Below are 19,388 nucleotides of genomic sequence, written 5' to 3'. Positions count from 1 at the left end.
CTGACCTACACCATCACCAGCGATGACGGCAACGGCGGTACGGACACCCAGGACGTGGTGGTGACCATCACGGGCACCAACGAAGCCCCGGTGATCTCGCTGCAAGCGGGTGACTCGGCTGCGGTGGCTCTGGCGGAAACCAACGCCGGCCTGACCGCCAGCGACACGCTGACCGTGCGGGACGCTGACGACATCGACACCGTGACCAACGCGGTGACGGCGGTTGTGGCGTCGGGCACCTACGCGGGAGGCAGCACGCCGGTCAACGCCACGCTGCTGGCCATGATGTCGGTGAATGCCGGCCCGTTGAATGCGGATTCGGCGGATCTGAACAACATCACCTGGAGCTTCAACTCCGGTGCTGAGGCGTTCAACTTCCTGGCTGCGGGCGAGACGCTGGTTCTGACCTACACGATCACCTCGACCGACAACAACGGCGACTCGGACACGCAAGATGTGGTGGTGACCATCACGGGCAGCAACGATGCGCCGGACATCACGGTGCAAGCCGGCGGTACGGTGGACGCGGCCTCGGCCAGCCTGACCGAGACCAACGCTGGTCTGACCGCGACTGACACGCTGACCGTGCGTGATGCGGACGACAGCAACACCGTGACCAACTCGGTGACGGCGGTTGTGGCGTCGGGCACCTACGCGGGTGGCAGCACGCCGGTCAACGCCACGCTGCTGGCCATGATGGGTGTGAACGCGGGCCCGGTGAATGCCGACGCTGCGGATCTGAACAACATCACCTGGACCTTCAACTCTGGTGCGGAGGCGTTCAACTTCCTGCCGGTGGGCCAGACCCTGGTGCTGACGTACACGATCACCTCGACTGACGGCACGGCTTCGGACACGCAAGACGTGGTGGTGACCATCACGGGTACCAACGACGCTCCGGTCGTGACCTTTGATGGTTCGACGGCGGCAGGCTTCACGATCACGGCCAACGATCCGGATGACGGCGATGTCTTGACCTTCAAGGCGCCGACGTTTGCTGCGATCCAAGGCGCGGTGAATGACGGTGCTGCGACGCCGATCAACCTGGTGGCTCTGGGCACGCAAACCCAGTACGACCTGGTGGTTACCGATGGCACCGCCGACACCGCCGTCCTGAACGCCGATGGCGATCAGGTCATGGTCGTCGTCGGAACGGGCCTCAGCAACACCCAGGCCCCTGTGGCCGGCGCTGGCCTCTACTACGGTTTTGCGGGCAATGACACCATCACCGGTGGCGCCAACGCGGACACCCTGTATGGCGGCGAAGGCAACGACAGCATGACCGGCGGCGCGGGCAATGACACCTTCGCGCTGAACGGCGATGCAGGTGCTGAAACCGACACCATCACCGACTGGGGCAATGGCACCGACGTCTTCTCGGGTGTTGCTGGGTCGGATGTCATGGGCGCAGGTGACCAGCTCAATGTCACCATGGTGGGCAACACCTTCACGGCAGCTGTGATTGCTGCGGTGAATGGTGTGGTGAGCGTGAACGGCAGCGCCGGGAACGACACCATTACCGGTGGTGTGAACGCTGACACCCTCATCGGCAACGCCGGTGTGGACAGCATGATGGGTGGCAACGGCAACGACATCCTGGTTGGCGCGCAAGACGATGCCCTGCTGGATGGTGGCAACAACGCCGACATCCTGCAAATTGGCGCTGCGTTCAACGACGCCAGCGACGCGCAGATCGCCAACATCGAGACCGTGGACCTGACGGTAACCGGCTTGACGGTCGATCTGGGTGACCAGACCGAGAACCTGACGATCAACGGGTTTGCAACCGGCGCTTCGACCATCACCGGTGGTTCGGGTGCGGACACCATCACGGGTGGCACGGGCACGGACAGCCTGAATGGCGGTGCGGGCATCGACAGCCTGATGGGCGGTGACGGCAACGACACGCTGGTTGGCGCGCAAGACGATGCGCTGCTGGATGGTGGCAACAACACCGACACCCTGCAAATCGGCGCCGCTTTCAACGACGCCAGCGACGCACAGATTGCCAACATTGAGACAGTTGACCTGACGGTGACCGGCTTGACGGTTGATCTGGGTGACCAGACCGAGAACCTGACGATCAACGGGTTTGCAACTGGCGCTTCGACCATCACCGGTGGTTCGGGTGCGGACACCATCACGGGCGGTACGGGCACGGACAGCATCACGGGTGGCCTGGGCAACGACTCGATCACCTCGGGCGCTAGCAACGACACCATCAACGTTGACGCTGGCACCGACACCATCACCGACCTCGCCGGTTCGGACGTGGTGGTGATCAGCGCCGGTGCGACGGCCAACGGCACGGTCACGGCGGCGTGGACGGCCACGGCTGCGACCACCAACGCCGGCACGGGCAACGTGGACGCCGCTGGCTTCACGGTGGACCTGAGCCTGGCGGGTGGTGCCAACGGCTGGACGGTGACCAACAGCGGGGCTGCGGCTGCGCTGACGGGTTCGGGCCAAGCTGACACCATGACCGGTGGCGCTGGCAACGACACGATCAGCGCAGGCGCTGGCGTGGACGTGATCACGGGCGGCCTGGGCAACGACTCGATCACCTCGGGCGCTGGCAACGACACCATCAACGTGGACGCGGGTACCGACACCATCACCGATCTGGCGGGTGGTGACGAAGTGGTGGTCAGCGCTGGTGCCACGCTGAGCGGCACCGTGACGGCGGCCTGGACGCCGACGGCCACGACCAGCAACGACGGCACCGCTTCGGTGGATGCTGCGGGCTTTGCGGTTGACCTCACGGCGGCAACCGGCGCGAACGGCTGGACGGTGACCAACAGTGGGGCAGCGGCTGCGCTGACGGGATCGGGCCAGGCGGATACCCTCAACGGTGGCGCAGGTGCCGACACCCTGAGCGGTGGCGCCGGCAATGACTCGATCACCGGCGGCGCGGGTGCTGATTTGATCAACGTGACTGCGGGTACCGATGCCGTGGTGATGGATGACAACTCGGCGCACGACGACGTGGCGGTGTCTGCGGGTGCGACGGCCAACATCTCGATCACGGTCGGTGGCGGCTTCTTGTGGACCCCCACGGCCGCAACCACCAATGCGGGCACCGCAGTGATCACCTTGGCGCTCCCGCCCAACGGTGTGGATCTGACCAATGCCGGCGGCCCGAATGGCTACACGGTCATTTGCTCGGACGGCAGCAACGACAGCGTGGTGGGTTCGGCCTTTGCGGACACCATCACGGGTGGTGATGGTGATGACACGCTGACCGGCGGTGCTGGCAACGACAGCATCACTGGCGGTGCCGGTGCGGACTCCCTCACGGGCGGTGACGGTGACGACACCTTCCAGTTCGCGTCAGCAGCGCTCTTTGCTGCGGACACGGTCGACGGCGGCAACAACACCGACAGCATCGTGTTCACGGCGGATGGGTTGACCATTACCGATGCCCAATTCGCGAACAAGACCACAGTCGAGCGCGTGATCTTGGCCAATGGCGTCAACAGCATCTCCTTAGATGCCAATGCACTGGCGGCTGGTGTGCTGAGCGTGGTCGGTGGAACGGGGGCTGACACCTTCAATCTGACGGCCGGATTGAACCCGGGTGAGGGCTTCGACCTCTCGGGCGGGGCAGGCGCCAATACCTACAGCTTCGACGCAGGGGCAGGCGCTGAGGTGGGATCCTCGACGATCGTCGGTGGTGCCAACACGGACACGATCGTTGCTTGGAACGGTATCGCGCTCGGCAACGTGACCCTGAACGATGCGGACTTCACCGACGTTACCGGCGTGGAAGTGCTGACGTTGAGTGCTGCCGGTACGGGCACCGTGACCCTGGCTGCCGCGGCGAGCGCTGCGTTTGCCACCGGCATCACGGTGACCAATGCCATTGCTACCGGCGTGCTGGTGGTCAACGGCGCTGCGGCGACGGTGGCCATCACGGCGACCGGTGGCACGGCCAACGACACGCTGACAGGTGGCGCTGCAAACGACAGCCTGACCGGCGGGGGCGGTGCTGATTCGATGACCGGCGGGGCTGGCTCGGACGTCTTCCGTTTTAACGCCTTGAGCGATTCGGGTGTAACCGCTGGCACCGCCGATATCATCACCGACTTCAACAGCGCCACCGATGATCTCCACTTCGCCGGTCTCGGCGCGGGTGACTGGGTCGTGGGTTCCTACAGCGAGATTGACGCCTCCACAACCGGCGGTGACGACATCGCTACGGTCGCGGCAGCCTTGGCCTACTACGGCGGCTTGGGTGCCTGGGCCAGCGAATGGACGTTTGTGTACGACGGTACGGGTGGTACGCAGGGTTACTTGATCTATGACGCCGACTTGGACGGAACTGCTGAGCAGGTGATTGTTCTCGTTGGTGCCACCAGTGCGGGTGCCTTCGACAACGGCGATATCCTCCATGTTGCCTAAGGCGTAAGAACCGTACCGGGCTCCCGGTACCTTGACCAGGCCCCCGCTTCGGCGGGGGCTTTTTCATTTTTGGGAAGGTAAAGACGCCCCATCGACGATGAAAATTCTGTTTATTCACCAAAATTTTCCCGGCCAGTTCTTGCACCTGGCCCCCATCCTGGCGAACAACCCGCAGCACGAGGTGCGGGTCATGACCATGCGGCAGGACTTGCCCAAGCTGCACCCCCGCATTGGCGTGATGCGCTACGGCGTGAGGCGGGGCACCTCGCCGAACATCCAACCCTGGGTGGCGGACTTTGAGACCAAGGTCATTCGCGGCGAGGGCGCGCTGCGCGCTGCCCTTCAACTCAAGCGCCAGGGCTACACGCCCGAGGTGATCGTGGCGCACCCGGGCTGGGGGGAGAGCCTGTTCCTGCACGACGTCTGGCCCGCCGCCAAGATGGGCCTGTACTGCGAGTTCTATTACGGCGCGGGGCCGGGTTCGGACGTGGGCTTTGACCCGGAGTTCCCGGTGGCGCAGCCCGAAATCGAAGCCGCCCGCTTACGCGTCAAGAACGCCAACAACACGCTGCACTTCGAGTTCGCGCAGGCCGGGCTCTCGCCCACGGTCTGGCAGCGCAGCACCTTCCCGGAGCCCTTCCGCTCGCGCATCACGGTGGCGCACGACGGCGTGGACACCGAACGCGTGCGGCCGGACGCCCAGGCGCGCTTCGCGCTACCCGATGGCAAGGTGCTGAGCCGCGCGGACGAGGTCATCACCTTTGTGAACCGGAACCTGGAGCCCTACCGCGGCTACCACGTCTTCATGCGCTCCTTGCCCGAGCTGATGCGGCGCTGCCCGAAGGCGCAGATCGTGATCGTGGGCGGCAATGACGTCAGCTACGGCGCCCGCCCGCCCGCCGGCCAGACCTGGAAAGAGATCTACCTGAACGAGGTGGCGGGCCAAATCGACTCTGCACGGGTGCATTTCGTGGGGCATTTGCAGTACCCGAACTTCCTCAAGCTGCTGCAGGTGTCGACGGTTCACGTCTACCTGACCTACCCCTTCGTGCTGAGCTGGAGCCTGATTGAGGCCATGAGCACGGGCTGCGCCATTGTGGCCAGCCGCACGGCACCGCTGCTGGAGGCCATCGAGGACGGGCGCAACGGCGTGTTGGTGGACTTTTTTGACCGCGAGGCGCTGATCGACGCGGTGGCCGGCCTGTGCGAGCAGCCCGAGCGCCGCGCCCTGCTGGGCGCCGCGGCCCGGGCCGACGCACGGGCGAAGTACGACCTGCAGTCGGTGTGCCTGCCCGCGCAAAAGGCGTGGGTGGAAAGCTTGGCCGGCCTGTGAACATCGGCTTGCTCAGTCCGGGCGAGATGGGCTCGGCCCTGGCGCAGCAGTTGTGGAGCCGCGGCCATGCGGTGGCTTGGGCCTCGGAGGGGCGCAGTGCGGCTTCAGCGGCGCGGGCTCAGGCCCAGGGCCTGCGTGATTGCGGCAGCCTTGCGCAGCTGTGCGCGCAGGTCGACACATTACTGGTGGTGGCGCCGCCCCATGCTGCGCTGGACATTGCCACACGCGTGGCGGACTGCGGGTTTAAGGGCCTGTACATCGAGGCCAACGCCATTGCCCCCGACACCCTGGCCGAAATCGTCCGTTGCCTGCAGCCGGGTGGGGCGCGGGTGTTGGATGCCGCCCTGGTGGGGCCACCGCCGAAAGCGGGGCAGGCCGCGCCAACGCAGCTGCTGCTTGCTGGCCCTGATGCAGCAGCGCTGGCACCGCTGCTGGAAACCCCCGTGCTCCTGCCCACCGTACTGGGGGCGGAGCCCGGCGCCGCCAGCACGCTCAAGCTGCTGCACTCGGCACTGAACAAGCTGCCCCTGGCGCTGGAGCTGTGGGCCTGGGCCCTGGCCGGGCGCGCCGGGCTAAGCCCCGAGCTGCAAGCCTTGCTGGCCGATCGACCAGCGGCGGCCAGCGCGCTGAGCGACCCCGCACGGCGGCAGCGCTTGGCGGCCAAGGCTTGGCGCTTTGCTGGCGAGATGACGGAATTGGCCCAACTGGCCCAGGCCTTGGGCGAGGACCCGCAGCCGGCGCAAGGCGGGGCGCGGGCGTTTGAACAGTGGGTGGCCGCTGCCGCCCGGCAGCAGTCGGAAGGGGCGTCCGCATGACGGCTCGGGGGTTCACAGGCTTGCGCTGGCGGGGCCCGCTGCGCGTGCTGGATGGCAGCGGCCATGGCGTGCACCAACGCGTGGCCGTGGCCGAGCTGCGCCTGCGTCTGCCCGAGGGTTGCACGCCCGCGGCGGTGCAAGCGCTCACCGACTGGCTGGAGGTCGAAGTCTCGGACCCGCACCCGGAGGCCACACCGCCCGCGCCGGCCGCCCAACCCTGGGTGCTGGCGTGGCTGCACCGCTGGATGGCGGCCGTGCAGCGCGAGCAGGGCGTGCCCGTGTTCGGTCCCTGTCAAACCGTTTTGGCGGAGGCCGCTGCGGCGGATGCAGCCGACGGCGCGGCATGGACCTGGGTTTTGCCCGTGGGCCATACCGTCGCCTTTGAGCACAGCTTGGCTTGGGCCTTGCGCCAGCTGGGCACGGTGCTGGACGCGCCCAAGACCGGCCCCGAGGTGTGGGCGCCGGCCTTGCAGGCGTTGCGCCAGGCGCTGCGCCCCTGCGGCGTGGGCGGCACCAATGTGCTGCATTTTTTGGCCGCAGCCCGCGAGCTGAAGTTGGAGGCCGGCTTGCTGGTGAGCGGCGTCCATGCCTTCGGCCTGGGGGCAGGTGCGCGCTGGTTGAGCAGCACAATCACCGACCGCACGCCGTCGCTGGGCGTGTCGCTGGCGCGCAGCAAGCTGCACACGGCCACGGTGCTGCGCCGGGCAGGCCTGCCTGCGCCGCAGCACCGGCTGGTCCGCGACGAGGCCGAGGCCGTGCAGGCGGCCGGGCAGTTGGGCTGGCCCATCGTGGTCAAACCCAATGACCAGGATCAGGGCCGCGGGGTGTTCACCGAGCTGGCCACCGAAGCCCAGGTGCGCGCGCACTACCGCGAGGCGCGCCAGCATTCGGCCGAGATCCTGATCGAGCGCCATTGCCGGGGCGAGGACTACCGGCTCACCGTGGTGCAGGGCCAGCTGATCAAGGTGATGCACCGGCGCCCGGCCCAAATCGTCGGCACGGGAGAGGACACGGTGGCGGTCCTGGTCGAGCGCCTGGGCCAAACGACCGAGAACCTGCGTGCGTTCCGCCGCAGCGGGACGCCGCGCGTCAGCCTGGATGCCGAAGCCCTGGACTTGCTGGCCGAGCAGGGCTTGGCGCCGGACACGGTCTTGGCTGCCGGTCAAGCAGTGCGCCTGCGCCGCAAGGCCAACATCTCCACCGGCGGTACGCATGCCCTGGTGCCGCTTTCGGCGGTGCACCCGGACAACGTGAGCCTGGCTGTGCGGGCCGCCGCAGCGCTGCGCCTGGACCTGGCGGGCATCGACCTGATTGCCGCCGACATCGCCCAGCCCTGGCACGCCCAGGAAGCGGTGATCTGCGAGGTGAATGCCCAGCCGCAGCTGGGCTACCGCGACACCCCTGGCCTCTACCGGGACCTGCTGGCCGCCTGGGTGCCGCCGGCGCAGCGCGTCCAGGTGCACGTGCTGCTGTGGCCGCAGGCCCTGGCTTGGCCGACGGCGCGCCACCTCCAGGCGCTGGCGCAAACGCTGGGCTGCACGGCTTGGTCGGCGCCCGGCCACGCCTGGAGCGCGGGGCAGCGCCTGGGTTGGCCGCGGCCGGCGCCGGCGACGGGGGCGGGCAGTGACGCTTGGGAGCAAGCCCAGGTGCTGCTGCAGCACCCGGCGCTGCAGGCGGCCGTGCTGGTGTTGAGTGATGCCGAGGTGCTGGGCCGCGGCCTGCCCACGCCCTGGTTGCAGACGCTCTTGCTGCCAGATGCTGCCGCCGGACTGACCGGTGCGGACCGCGCCCGCTGGCACCAGGCCTGCACCCTGGCGCAGCCCCATGCGGCGCGTGTGCAGGCCCTGCAGTGGACGCAAGGGAGCCGACTATGAGCGCCACGGCGGGGCCGGTCGTCCTGTGCCTGGACGGCTTCAACACCGAGCTGCTGAACGAGGCGCTGGCAGCGGGGCATCTGCCCCAGCTGCGCCGCATTCAAGAGGCAGGCCAGACGCTGACCCTGGTCCATCAGAAGCAATTCCGCAACGAGCGCTGCTGGGAAATCTTCCTCACCGGTACCGACCAACCGCACTGCGGTTCGAGCTTCGACCCGGCGCGCTACGCCTACTTCAACGAGTCCCCTCAGCGCGGCGCCGCGACGCTGCAGCCGCCGTTTTACGCCCAGGCCGATCTGCGCGTCTGCACCTTTGACCTGCTCGGCCCGCTGGTGCCGGGCTTGCCGGGGCTGCAGCTCAGCGGTTGGGGCAGTGAGCTCAATGCGGCGGCGGCGCTGTCGGACCCGCCCGGGCTGATGGACGAGATGCTGCAGCGCCATGGCGCCGACCCCAAGCTGGTGACCTCGATGGCCGTGCGAGACCCGCGCACCGGCGCGCCCGAGCGCAGCTACCGCATGCCCAACCTGTACGACCCGGTGGGCACGGCACGCTTTGCGTCCAACCTGGTGGAGGCGGTGCAACGGCGCACGGCCATCCTGCTGGACCTGCTGCAGCGCGGGCCCTGGGATTTGGTGCTGGCGGCCATCGTCGAAGGCCACAGTGCCAACCACGCCCTCTGGCACTGGCAGCGCCCGCACCCGGCTGCGGACGCGGCAGATGCCGAGCGGGGGGCGGTGATGAGGGTGATGCAGGCCATTGACGCGAGCATTGGCCAGGTTCGCGCGGCCTTGGCGCCCGGGCAGCCGCTGGCGGTGCTGACACTGGACCATACGGTGGCCAACACCATGGACCTGCCGACCATGGCCTTTTTGCCCGAGTGGCTGCTGCGTTGGAACTTTCCGGGTCGGGTGGCGCTGGTGGGCGGGGAGCCCGCCGGGGCGCCGCCGGTCTGGCCGGCTGACCGGCATTGGAAGGAAGTGATTTGGGGCCAGTGCTCGCCCTGGGGCCGGGCCCATCTGAGCTCGCCCCAAGATTTGGAGGCCCAGGGCGAGGCCCTGAGCTGGAACCCGGCACGCTGGTACCAGCCGCTGTGGCCCCAGATGAAAGTCTTTGCCTTGCCCTCGGTGTCCGATGGTTATGTGCGCTTGAATGTGCAGGGCCGCGAGGCAAATGGCCAGGTCGCGCCGGCCGACTATGACGCCACCTTGGCGCAACTGGAGCAGGGCCTGCGCGGCTTGCGCGACGGTCGCACGGGCCAGCCCCTGGTGCAGCGTTTGCAGCGCACGCGCCGGGCCCCGCACGAGCACCCCGAGCTACCGCCCGACTTGATCGTTTGTTGGGCCGGTGAGACGCCGACCGACCGGGCCGAGTGCCCGCTGCTGGGGCGCCTCGGGCCCTTGCCGTTTTTTCGCTCCGGCGGGCATGTGGCCCATGGCACGGAGGTGCTCAACCCGGCTTACGGGCTCAACCTTCCCGGCCCCTGGGCCGAGGGCGAGCGCTTGGACCTGGCGGCCTTTGGCAGCCGCTTGATGGCGCAGTTGAGAGCGGCCCGCCAAGCCGAGGCCATGCCATGAGGGCAGTGGCCCGGCCTCGGGTGGCGCTGCATGACTACCGCACCGATCCGCTGCTGCCGCAGAAGGACGGCGTCAACCTGGCGCACGAGAACATCGCAGCCCTGTTGCGCTCACCCGCAGCGGTGGGGCTGGACGTGCGCTTCCACGACCTGCTGGCGTTGCTGCGAAGCGACGACCACGCCGCCGAAGCCTTGGCGGACGTGGACTGCGTGGTGGCCAATGTGGGCCCGCACGCGCACTACTACCTGGCGCTGCGCGAGCGGCTGGGCTTGCGCTACAGGGTGATCCGAGACGTGCGCACCGCCATGTGGAGCAGCTATCTGTTGCAGGAGCACCTGTGCGCGCCACTGCTGCGCGAGGGCGACGTGCTGATGGTGGCGAGCGTCTACACGCAGTCGCTGTACCGTCATTTTTTCCCGCATCTGGCGGGGCACCCGCTGCCGCTGTGCTACCCCTTGACGGTGGGCTTCCCCGCTTCACCGCCGGCGCGCGTGCCCGACCCGCTGGGTCGCCAGGTGCTGGGCTACCTGGGCCGGCTCTCGGAAGACAAGAACTTTCCCGACCTGGTTCAGCTGCTGATCGCGCTGGAGCGCCGTCAGCCGGGCCGGCACCTCCTGCTGGCCTGCGGCGACGTGCACTCGGCCTCCTGTCACCCCGAGCGGGTGCGTGCGGCCTTGGCGGAGCAGGGCGTCACGCCCAGTGCCTTCGAGCACTGTGGCGCGCTTCCCAACGCCGCAGTCTGGGGCGTGCTGGGGCGCATGGACGTGATGCTGTTCCCCAGCACCTCCAACCTGGAGACCCTGGGCCGGGTGCTGATCGAGGCCTCATTCGCCGGCATTCCCGTCATCGGGGGCCAACACGCAGCGGCTCCGGAGTTGGTGCCAGGCGAGGCGCTGGTGCCGGTCCACTACCACCCGGGTCTGGTGTTCGACACCCACCACGACCACTCGCTGGGCCACCTCTCGGGCGCTGACTTGCTCGCCGCGGTCGAGGGCCGCCAGGGCCGGGTGCCGCAGGCCTTTGGGCGCTACCAGGCCCATGCGGAGCGCTTTCTGGCCCTCGTGGCGGGTCAGTGGGATCCGGACTGGGAACGCCTTCCCGAGGGCTCACCGCCGGCGGGCGCTGGAGTCGAGCGCTGGCAGATGCGCTTGCCCCCGGCCTTGACGGCCCCAGCGGCCTTGGAGGCGATTGACACCGCCCAGCGCTGGTTCCTGGACCTGCACGATCGCAGCGCCCCTACGTTTGCGGCCACCTTGCAGGCGCTGCAGGCCTTGTCCGCGCACCCGGAGCGCACCCAGCGTTTTTTGCAGCGCTTGGCGCAGACCCGGGGGGATTTCACCAATGTGGGGGCGATCGACATCGAACTGTGTGGCGTGATGCGCTTCTGGCCGGAGGTGCGGCAAAACTTCATATAGGACAACATTCATATAGGATGCGCTATACTGCCGTCCTATATGAAATCCCGCGCGTCCATCGCCCTGCACCTGAACGACGCCCAGCGCCAACGGCTGGTGGCGTTGCAGCAGGCGTTTGCGCGGGCCTGCAATGCGCTGGCGCCCAAGGTGCGCGAAACGCGCTGCTGGAACCGCGTCGCCTTACACCACATGGCCTACAAGCAGCTGCGCGAGCAGTTTCCGGAGCTGGGCTCGCAAATGGTGTGCAACGCCATCTACTCGGTGAGCCGCTCGGCACGTTTGGTGTACCAACACCGCGCCAGCCCCTTCAATGTGCAGCGCTTGGGTGAGCGCGCCTTACCACTGTTGCAGTTTGCGGACTCCTCGCCCGTGTACTTCGATCGCCACACCCTGAGCCTGAAAGAGGGTGTGTTGTCGCTGTTCACTCTGGATGGACGCATGCGATTTGACGTGCGTATGGACTCGGACGTGGAGGCGTTGCTGCACGAGGGCCGCCTGCGCGAGGTGGTGTTGGCGCGTCGCGGCGAGGGCTTCGAGCTGAGTTTTGCCTTTTCCCAAGGCGAGGACGAGCACGCGGCGGAGGCGCTCGAAGCTGATGCCAATGGCCCCCAGTGGCCTGAATACCTGCTGGTGACCCCCGACGACCCAAATGCGCCGCGCCTAGCGCCGGCCCGGATGGGGGAGGCGCCACGCGCCGCCCCTCACGATTGACTGGACTGAACCCGAATGTCTGCACCCCCTCGAATGCCCCAGCCGGGCCAAGCGCCCGTGTCTGAACTCCGCGAAGGCCTGCGCGCCCAATCGCCCCTGCTGGCGCGGGTGGCGGGCTACAGCCTGGTCACCAGCCTGCTGTTCCTGGCGCCCACCTGGTACATGCTGGAGGTCTACGACCGTGTGCTGAACAGCCGCAACGAAACCACCTTGCTGATGCTGACCGTGATGGTGGTGGCGGCCTACGTGGTCATGGAGTTGTTGGATGTGGTACGTCTGCGGCTGTTGCAGCAGGTGGGCCTGAACCTGGACGCGCGGCTACGCCTGCGCTTGTTTGATGCCGCCTTCCGCCAGCAACTGCGCAAGCAGCCGGGCGGCAGCGTGCAGGTGTTCTCCGACCTGCGCACGCTGCGCGACGCGGCGGCCACGCCGGTGGTGACGGCGCTGTTTGACCTGCCGGCTTCGCTGGTGTTCCTGGTCCTGGTAGCGGCCATCAGTCCTTGGCTGGGGGTGCTGGCAGCATTGGGCGCGGCGCTGTTGGGTGTGATTGCCTGGTTGACCGAGCGCTACACCATGCCCATGCTGATGGAGGCGAACAAGGCCTCGATCGAGGCGCAGGGCTACGCCGGCGCCAGCCTGCGCAATGCCCAGGTGATCGAGAGCATGGGCATGCTGGGCGCCATCCGGTTGCGCTGGCTCAAGCGCCAGGAGGGCATGCTGGGCAACCAAGCTGCGGCCTCTGACCGCGCCGGCCTGAACACGGCGGTGTCCAAGATGCTGCAGGGCCTGCAGGGCTCGCTGCTGCTGGGGGCCTCGTGCTGGCTTACTTTGCAGGGCGACTTGGCGGGGGGGGGCGGCATGATGCTGGTGGCCTCCATCCTCGGTGGTCGGGTGCTGACGCCCTTGACTCAGCTCGTGGGCCAGTGGCGCCTAGTGGTCAATGCCCGCGATTCCTGGAGGCGCCTAGACAGCCTTTTGGCCGCCGTGCCTGAAGGCCAGGAGGGCATGGAGTTGCCGCCGCCCAAGGGCCAGCTGAGCGTCGAAGGCGTGTTGGCTGCGGCCCCGGGTTCGCAACTGCCCATCATCCGTGGCGCCAGCTTCGCGGTCAGCCCTGGCGAGGTGGTGGCGGTGATCGGCCCGTCGGCCAGCGGCAAGACTACCTTGGCGCGCCTGATGGTGGGCCTGTGGCCCACGCTCTCGGGCACGGTGCGCCTGGATGGGGCCGACGTGTACGGTTGGCCGAAGGAGAAGCTGGGGCCCCACCTGGGCTATGTGCCGCAGGGCGTGGAACTGTTTGACGGCACGCTGGCCGAGAACATCGCCCGCTTCGGCAAGGTGGACCTGGAGAAGGTCGAGCGGGCCGCGGCCCAGGTCGGCTTGACCGAATGGGTTCAGAGCCTGCCCGAGGGCTGGGAAACCAAGCTGGGTGAAGACGGCGCCGTGCTGTCGGGTGGCCAACGCCAGCGCGTGGCCCTGGCCCGGGCAATCTATGGTGACCCGAGCTTCATCGTCATGGATGAACCCAACGCCAGCCTGGACGAGGCCGGCGAAAAGGCCCTGGTGCAGTTGCTGCTGACGCTCAAGGCCCGCAAGGCCACGGTGGTGGTGATCACCCACCGCACGGCCGTGCTGCCAGCCTGCGACAAGCTGCTGATCCTGCGCGACGGCCAGGTGGCGGCCTTCGGCCCGCGAGACGAGGTGATGGCGCAGTTGAACAAGGCCGCGCAACAAGGTGCGGCCCAAGCCGCCCAAGCGGCACCCAAGCCTGGGGCCGCCATGGCGATGCCCATCAAGGTCGGGGGCGCAGCATGAAGGAATCGGGGATGAGTGAAATGAAGGCAACGGACGGCGGCACTGGGGTGTTGCGCCGCAGCCTGCAGGGCTTCCGCAAGGAACTGATCTGGGTGGCGGTGTTCAGCCTGTTCGTGAACGTGCTGATGCTGACGCCCACGCTGTACATGCTGCAGGTGTTCGACCGCGTCATGTTGTCGGGCAGTGGCTGGACACTGATTGCCTTGACCTTGGTGACGGTGCTGTTCTTCGCCGTCATGGCCTTCTCCGAGTGGGTGCGCTCGCGCCTGCTGGTGCGCGCTGGCGTGCGCTTCGACCAGTTCCTCAACACCCGGGTGTTCGACGCAAGCTTCGAAGCGCGGCTGGGCGGCTCCTCGGCCAAACCGCTGCAGGCCTTCGGCGACTTGGTGATGCTGCGTCAGTACCTCACCGGCAACGGGGTCTTCGCGTTCTTCGACACGCCCTGGGCCTTGATCTACATCGGCGTCCTCTTTTTGATGCACCCGCTGCTGGGCTGGGGTGCGGTGGTGGCCTGTATCGTGCTGGCCCTTGTGGCGGTCTGGTCGCACCGCATTTCGGCGCAGCGCGTCGAGGCGGCGAACGATGCGACCAGCGGCTCCACCAGCTTCTTGGTGGGCAAGCTGCGCAACGCCGAGACCATTGAGGCCCTGGGCATGCAGGGCAACCTGCGCCGCCAGTGGCAGGCTGGTTATGAAGCGCAGTTGGCCCAGCAGGGTGATGCCATGCACCTGCAGCACCGCATCCAGGCCACGGTCAAGTTCATCCAGTACACCCAGCAGTCGCTGATGCTGGGCCTGGGAGCCTGGCTGGCCGTGAAAGGCGAAATCGGTGTGGGCGCCATGGTGGCCTCGAATGCCCTGGCCTCTAACGCCATGCGCCCCATCGGCACCTTGGTGGCGACCTGGAAGCAGTTCATTGATGCTCGCCAGTCTTATCACCGCCTGGATGCGCTGCTGGTGACCCACCCACCCCGCGGCGACGAGCATGCCGGTCAAACCGTGCAAGGCCAAATCAGCCTGCGTGACCTCGTGGCCACTGCCCCCGCGCGCAAGGAGCCCATCCTCAAAGGCCTGACTGCCGACTTCAAGGCCGGCGAGGTGGTGGGCATCGTCGGCCCTTCGGGCGCGGGCAAGTCCACGCTGGCGCGTTGCCTGTTGGGCATCTGGCCGGAGACCCAGGGCACGGTGCTGCTGGATGGCCAGCCCATCGAGAGCTGGTCGCGCGAGGCCTTGGGCCCCCATGTCGGCTACCTGCCCCAGGACATCGAGCTGTTCGAGGGCACGATCGCCGAAAACATTGCCCGCTTTGCGCAGATGGACCCGATGAAGGTCATCGAGGCGGCCCAGCGCACTGGCATCCACGAGATGGTGCTGCGCTTCCCCAAGGGCTATGACACGCCCATGGGCGAGGCGGGCGGCCTGCTTTCAGGTGGGCAGCGCCAGCGCATCGGCTTGGCCCGGGCGCTGTACGGCAACCCCCGCCTGGTGGTGCTGGACGAGCCCAATGCCAACCTGGACGACGTGGGTGAGACCGCACTGATTCGCGCCGTGCGCGACCTGAAGGCCGGCGGCAGCACGGTGTTCATGATCGTGCACCAGCAAAAGGTCTTGGTCGCCTGTGACCGGGTGCTGGTGCTACAGGCCGGGCAGATCGCCCAGATCGCCGAAGTGAAGGTGCAAACCGCCCCGCCCGCGGCACCCGCGGGTTTTGCGAACACCTTGGCCGGCCCCGGCGCGCTCAAGCCCGCTGCCGGCTGAGCCACCGCCGAACACAACGAATTGACGAGTTGAAACGAGAGATGAGCATGAACGCTTCCCAAGGGACGACGGCGGGCACGCCCCGCAACAACAGCGGCGAGGCGGTGGACGTCACCGACGTGGCCCTGCTGTCTGACACCCGCGGTCCCATCCGCCTGGGGTTCTGGGTGCTGGTGGTGGGCTTTGGCGCCTTCCTGGCTTGGGCCGCCTGGGCCCCGCTGGACGAAGGGGTCTCGGCACAGGGTACGGTGGCCGTGGAGTCGCGGCGCAAGCCCATTCAGCACTTGCAGGGTGGGGTGATCAAGGAGCTGCGCGTCCACGATGCACAGCCCGTCAAGGCGGGCGACGTGCTGGTGGTGCTGGACGATGCCACCACCCGCGCCGGCTACGAAACCATCCAGCAGGCCTACCTGGCCCAGCGCGCGATGGAAAGCCGCTTGCTGGCGGAACTCAGCGGGGCGGGGCGCATCAGCTTCCACCCCGATGTGCTGGCCGCGGCTGACGGGCCGGCCAAGCCGCACATGATGGCGCAGCAGCAGCTGTTCGACGCGCGGCGGGCCGCCCAACAGGCCGAGATGGCCGCGGGCGAAGAGGCCATCGGCGGTCTGCAAGCCCAGGTCACCGGCCTGCGGGGCGTGCTGGAGGGGCGCCAGGCCCAAGCGCGCTACCAGAGCGAGCAGCTGAACAACGTCAAGAGCCTGGCAGCCGACGGCTTTGCACCGCGCAACCAGGCCTTGCAGCTGGAGCAGTCGCAAGCCGAGCTGCGTGCTGGCATGGCGGACGTGCAGGCCAACATTCAACGGGCACTCAACGGCATTGCCGAGACGCGCCAGCGCATGGCGATGCGCCGTCAGGAATACCTGAAAGAGACTTCGGCCCAGCTGACCGATGTGCGCCGCGAAGTTCAGGCCAACCAGGAAAAGCTGGTCGCGATTCGTGGTGAACTCAAGCGCACCCAGATCGTGGCCCCCATGGACGGTCAGATCGTGGGCCTGCAGTTGGGCGGCGTGGGCGGTGTGGTGTCGCCCGGCCAGCGCCTGATGGACGTGGTGCCCGCAGGCGAGACGCTGATCCTGGACGTCAAGGTGCCGCCCCACGTGATCGACCGCGTGCGCGTGGGCGATGCCACCGAGGTGCGCTTCTCGGGCTTTGCCAATTCGCCCCAACTGGTGGTGGATGCCAAGCTCAAGAGCTTGGCCGGCGATGCGGTGACGGAGCAGGTGGGCTCGATGGTGCAGACCTATTACGCCGCCCGCGTGGAGCTGACGCCTGAGGGCCTGAAGACCCTGGGCCATCGCCAGCTGCAGCCCGGCATGCCGGCCGAGGTGCTGATCCGCACCGGCGAGCGCTCGCTGCTGACCTACCTGCTGCACCCGCTGACCAAGCGGATCGCAGCGGCCATGAAGGAGGAGTGAGTATGGCTGGCTCTTTGCGTAAAACGGTCCTGGCGCTGAGCCTGGCTTGCCTGGGCGCGGGTGCCACCGCGGAGGTGCTGGGCTTTGCGCGCGCCTTTGACGCCGCGGTGAGCCACGACGCCCAGTTCGAGGCGGCGCGGCACGAACGCAACTCCGCCCACCACGGCGTGGGCGTGGCGCGTGCGGGCTTGCTGCCCACGCTGTCCTGGAGCTCCAACCGGATGCGCACCCAAGGGGAGCGCGACTTCTCCAACGCGCTCAACCAGCCGGTGACGGTGACGGTGGACTACATCGCCCCGCAAAACGCGCTGCAGCTGCGGGCGCCGCTGTTCAATGCCGACGCCATCACCCGCTACAAGCAGGCCATGCGCCAGGCCGATGCGGCCGACGCGCTCTACCGCGTGCGCGGCAATGAACTGCTGGACCGACTGGCCGTGGCCTACCTGCAGCGCCTGCTGGCCGAGGAGGCGCTGACCCAGGCCCAGGCTCAGCAGCGCTGGATTGAGGAGCAGGTCAGCCGTGCCGAGCAGCGCCTGCAGCGGGGCGAGGGCTCGCGCATCGAACTGGCCGACGCCCGCGCTCAGCACGCTCTGGTGCAGGCCCGCGTGAGCGAGGCCCGCGACCAGGTGCGGGTGGCGCGCGCTGGCTTGGTGCGCCTGACGGGCACCGAGGTGGACGAGGTGCCCAAGGTGTCCGCCAGCTGGCAGCTGATGCCGTTGGACCCGACGGACTTGAGCGAATGGCAATCCCATGCGCTGCGCTTCCATGCCGCCATCCAGGCGCGCGAGAAAAACGTGGAAGTGGCGCGCATGGGGGTGGAACGCCAGCAGGCGGGCTACTACCCACGCCTGGACCTGGTGGCCAGCGCGCAGACCAGCAGCAACGAGTCGGTCAGCAACCTGAATCAAAGCAACCGCCTGCGCAGCTACGGCCTGCAGCTCAGCGTGCCGATCTACAACGGCGGGGGCGTCCATGCTGGGGTTCAAGCCGCGCAGTCCGACCTGCTAAAAGTCCAGGCCGAGCTGGAGGCCGAGCGCCGCACGGCTCAGGTTGAAGTGGAGCGCCAATATTGGGCGGCGCTGAACGGGCGTGAGCGGGTGGGCCTCTACCAAGACGCCGTGCGCGCGGCCGAATTGATGGTCGAGGGCGTGCAGCGCGGCTTGCAGGCCGGCGTGCGCACCACGGCGGATGTGTTGGAGGCGCAGAGCCGTCTTTTCAACGCGCGCAAGGAATTGCTGCAGGCACAGCTTGACGGTGTGCTGGCCCGCGCCCGGTTGCAACTGCTCAGCGGCACGGTGCCGGCTGAGGTGGCTCAAGAGGTCGAGCGCTGGTTAGGAATGGCGGGCGCGCCGGTGGAGGCCGCGGCTGCGCAAGAAAAGGACAAACCATGAAGACGAATCTGCAACGCGCGTGGTCCTGGGGGCTGACCTTGGGCCTGGGCTTGAGCCTGGTGGGCTGTGGAGGCGGGGGCGGGGCCCTGGCCGACAAGGAGAACCAGGAAACCGTGTCCTCAATCTCGGCCACGACGGTGGGCTACCGCCGAACCATGACGGTGTCGGTGACGGGGGGGGGCTTGACCGATGGGCTCAAGGTCGTGGTGCCCGAGGGCTGTGGCGCCGTCACCGCCTCCACGGGCGGAACGCAGTTCAGCCGCTCCTTCACCTGCAAGGTGGACAAGCTCGGTGCCCTCTTGGTGACGGTGGAGAACGCCGCTGGCAAGCGCCTGGGCACGTTGACGCTGGACGTGCCGACGCCCCAAGTCACGTTGATCACGAACAAGGGCACGATGGTGCTGGAGCTGGATCCGATCAAGGCGCCGTTGTCGGTGAACAACTTCCTCGATTACGTGGCCGAGGGCTTTTACCGCAACGTGGTGTTCCACCGGGTGGATCCAGCCTTTGGAGTGATCCAGGCGGGCGGGTTCAGAACTGGCACGGCCCTGGTGCCCATCACCGTGGTTAAGGAGCCGATCAAGAACGAGTCCAACAACGGGCTCAAGAACCTGCAGGGCACGATTGCCATGGCGCGTCTGGCCGGCACGGACACCGCCACCTCGCAGTTCTTCATCAACATGCGCGACAACCCGGACTTTGATTTCCAAAGCGAGGCCCTGCCGGGCTACGCGGTGTTTGGCAAGGTGGTGACGGGTCTTGACGTGGTGGACACGATCGGCGCCGTGGAAACGGGGCCCCGCAATGTCACGATCGAGGGCAATGTGACCACGCTGCAGAACGTCCCCAAGGTCGATGTGACCATCACCTTCGCCAGCCAGTCTCGCTGA

At 67.6% G+C, this 19,388-nt stretch carries 12 protein-coding genes; all 12 read left to right on the top strand.

Annotation, left to right across the window (positions count from 1 at the left end; genetic code table 11):
- Nucleotides 1-4,401 (top strand): beta strand repeat-containing protein (locus I7X43_RS10770; protein WP_198100930.1); only part of this gene is annotated, 4,401 nt, incomplete at its 5' end.
- A gap of 97 nt (nt 4,402-4,498) precedes the next feature.
- Nucleotides 4,499-5,734, top strand: a complete 1,236-nt coding sequence (locus tag I7X43_RS10765; RefSeq protein WP_198100929.1) for a glycosyltransferase — start codon at nt 4,499-4,501, stop codon at nt 5,732-5,734.
- Complete coding sequence (locus I7X43_RS10760; protein ID WP_198100928.1) at nt 5,731-6,549, top strand: NAD(P)-dependent oxidoreductase; 819 nt, start codon at nt 5,731-5,733, stop codon at nt 6,547-6,549. Before I7X43_RS10765 ends, I7X43_RS10760 begins: the two co-directional genes overlap by 4 nt.
- On the top strand, nt 6,546-8,423 hold the full coding sequence (locus I7X43_RS10755; RefSeq protein WP_198100927.1) for an acetate--CoA ligase family protein: 1,878 nt from the start codon (nt 6,546-6,548) through the stop codon (nt 8,421-8,423). Before I7X43_RS10760 ends, I7X43_RS10755 begins: the two co-directional genes overlap by 4 nt.
- A complete protein-coding gene (locus I7X43_RS10750) occupies nt 8,420-9,997 on the top strand; it encodes a hypothetical protein (RefSeq protein WP_198100926.1) in 1,578 nt (525 codons plus the stop codon). The genes I7X43_RS10755 and I7X43_RS10750 overlap by 4 nt, the downstream gene beginning before the upstream one ends.
- Nucleotides 9,994-11,412 carry a glycosyltransferase gene (locus I7X43_RS10745; protein ID WP_198100925.1) on the top strand — a complete coding sequence of 473 codons (1,419 nt, stop codon included), beginning with the start codon at nt 9,994-9,996 and terminating at the stop codon, nt 11,410-11,412. Before I7X43_RS10750 ends, I7X43_RS10745 begins: the two co-directional genes overlap by 4 nt.
- Before the next feature lie 39 nt (nt 11,413-11,451).
- A complete protein-coding gene (locus tag I7X43_RS10740) occupies nt 11,452-12,123 on the top strand; it encodes a hypothetical protein (RefSeq protein WP_198100924.1) in 672 nt (223 codons plus the stop codon).
- Between the two features lie 57 nt (nt 12,124-12,180).
- The gene (locus I7X43_RS10735; protein WP_310737556.1) at nt 12,181-13,935 is read left to right on the top strand and encodes a type I secretion system permease/ATPase; all 1,755 of its coding nucleotides are present in this window, start codon (nt 12,181-12,183) and stop codon (nt 13,933-13,935) included.
- A gap of 11 nt (nt 13,936-13,946) precedes the next feature.
- The gene (locus I7X43_RS10730) at nt 13,947-15,692 is read left to right on the top strand and encodes a type I secretion system permease/ATPase (protein ID WP_246480339.1); all 1,746 of its coding nucleotides are present in this window, start codon (nt 13,947-13,949) and stop codon (nt 15,690-15,692) included.
- Nucleotides 15,693-15,739: 47 nt separating this feature from the next.
- The gene (locus I7X43_RS10725; protein WP_198100923.1) at nt 15,740-17,107 is read left to right on the top strand and encodes an HlyD family type I secretion periplasmic adaptor subunit; all 1,368 of its coding nucleotides are present in this window, start codon (nt 15,740-15,742) and stop codon (nt 17,105-17,107) included.
- A 2-nt stretch (nt 17,108-17,109) separates the two neighbouring features.
- Nucleotides 17,110-18,498 carry a TolC family outer membrane protein gene (locus I7X43_RS10720; RefSeq protein ID WP_198100922.1) on the top strand — a complete coding sequence of 463 codons (1,389 nt, stop codon included), beginning with the start codon at nt 17,110-17,112 and terminating at the stop codon, nt 18,496-18,498.
- The gene (locus I7X43_RS10715; protein WP_198100921.1) at nt 18,495-19,388 is read left to right on the top strand and encodes a peptidylprolyl isomerase; all 894 of its coding nucleotides are present in this window, start codon (nt 18,495-18,497) and stop codon (nt 19,386-19,388) included. The genes I7X43_RS10720 and I7X43_RS10715 overlap by 4 nt, the downstream gene beginning before the upstream one ends.

It is taken from the genome of Inhella gelatinilytica (genome assembly GCF_016093295.1).
Lineage (GTDB): Bacteria > Pseudomonadota > Gammaproteobacteria > Burkholderiales > Burkholderiaceae_C > Inhella > Inhella gelatinilytica.
The sequence above is the reverse complement of the archived record's forward strand: the minus strand, read 5'-3'. Positions and strand labels throughout refer to the sequence as shown.

Coding starts and splice junctions, on each gene's coding strand:
- I7X43_RS10765 (WP_198100929.1), top strand. CDS start 4,499: ATGAAAATTCTGTTTATTCACCAAAATTTTCCCGGCCAGTTCTTGCAC.
- I7X43_RS10755 (WP_198100927.1), top strand. CDS start 6,546: ATGACGGCTCGGGGGTTCACAGGCTTGCGCTGGCGGGGCCCGCTGCGC.
- I7X43_RS10750 (WP_198100926.1), top strand. CDS start 8,420: ATGAGCGCCACGGCGGGGCCGGTCGTCCTGTGCCTGGACGGCTTCAAC.
- I7X43_RS10745 (WP_198100925.1), top strand. CDS start 9,994: ATGAGGGCAGTGGCCCGGCCTCGGGTGGCGCTGCATGACTACCGCACC.
- I7X43_RS10740 (WP_198100924.1), top strand. CDS start 11,452: ATGAAATCCCGCGCGTCCATCGCCCTGCACCTGAACGACGCCCAGCGC.
- I7X43_RS10730 (WP_246480339.1), top strand. CDS start 13,947: ATGAGTGAAATGAAGGCAACGGACGGCGGCACTGGGGTGTTGCGCCGC.
- I7X43_RS10725 (WP_198100923.1), top strand. CDS start 15,740: ATGAACGCTTCCCAAGGGACGACGGCGGGCACGCCCCGCAACAACAGC.
- I7X43_RS10720 (WP_198100922.1), top strand. CDS start 17,110: ATGGCTGGCTCTTTGCGTAAAACGGTCCTGGCGCTGAGCCTGGCTTGC.
- I7X43_RS10715 (WP_198100921.1), top strand. CDS start 18,495: ATGAAGACGAATCTGCAACGCGCGTGGTCCTGGGGGCTGACCTTGGGC.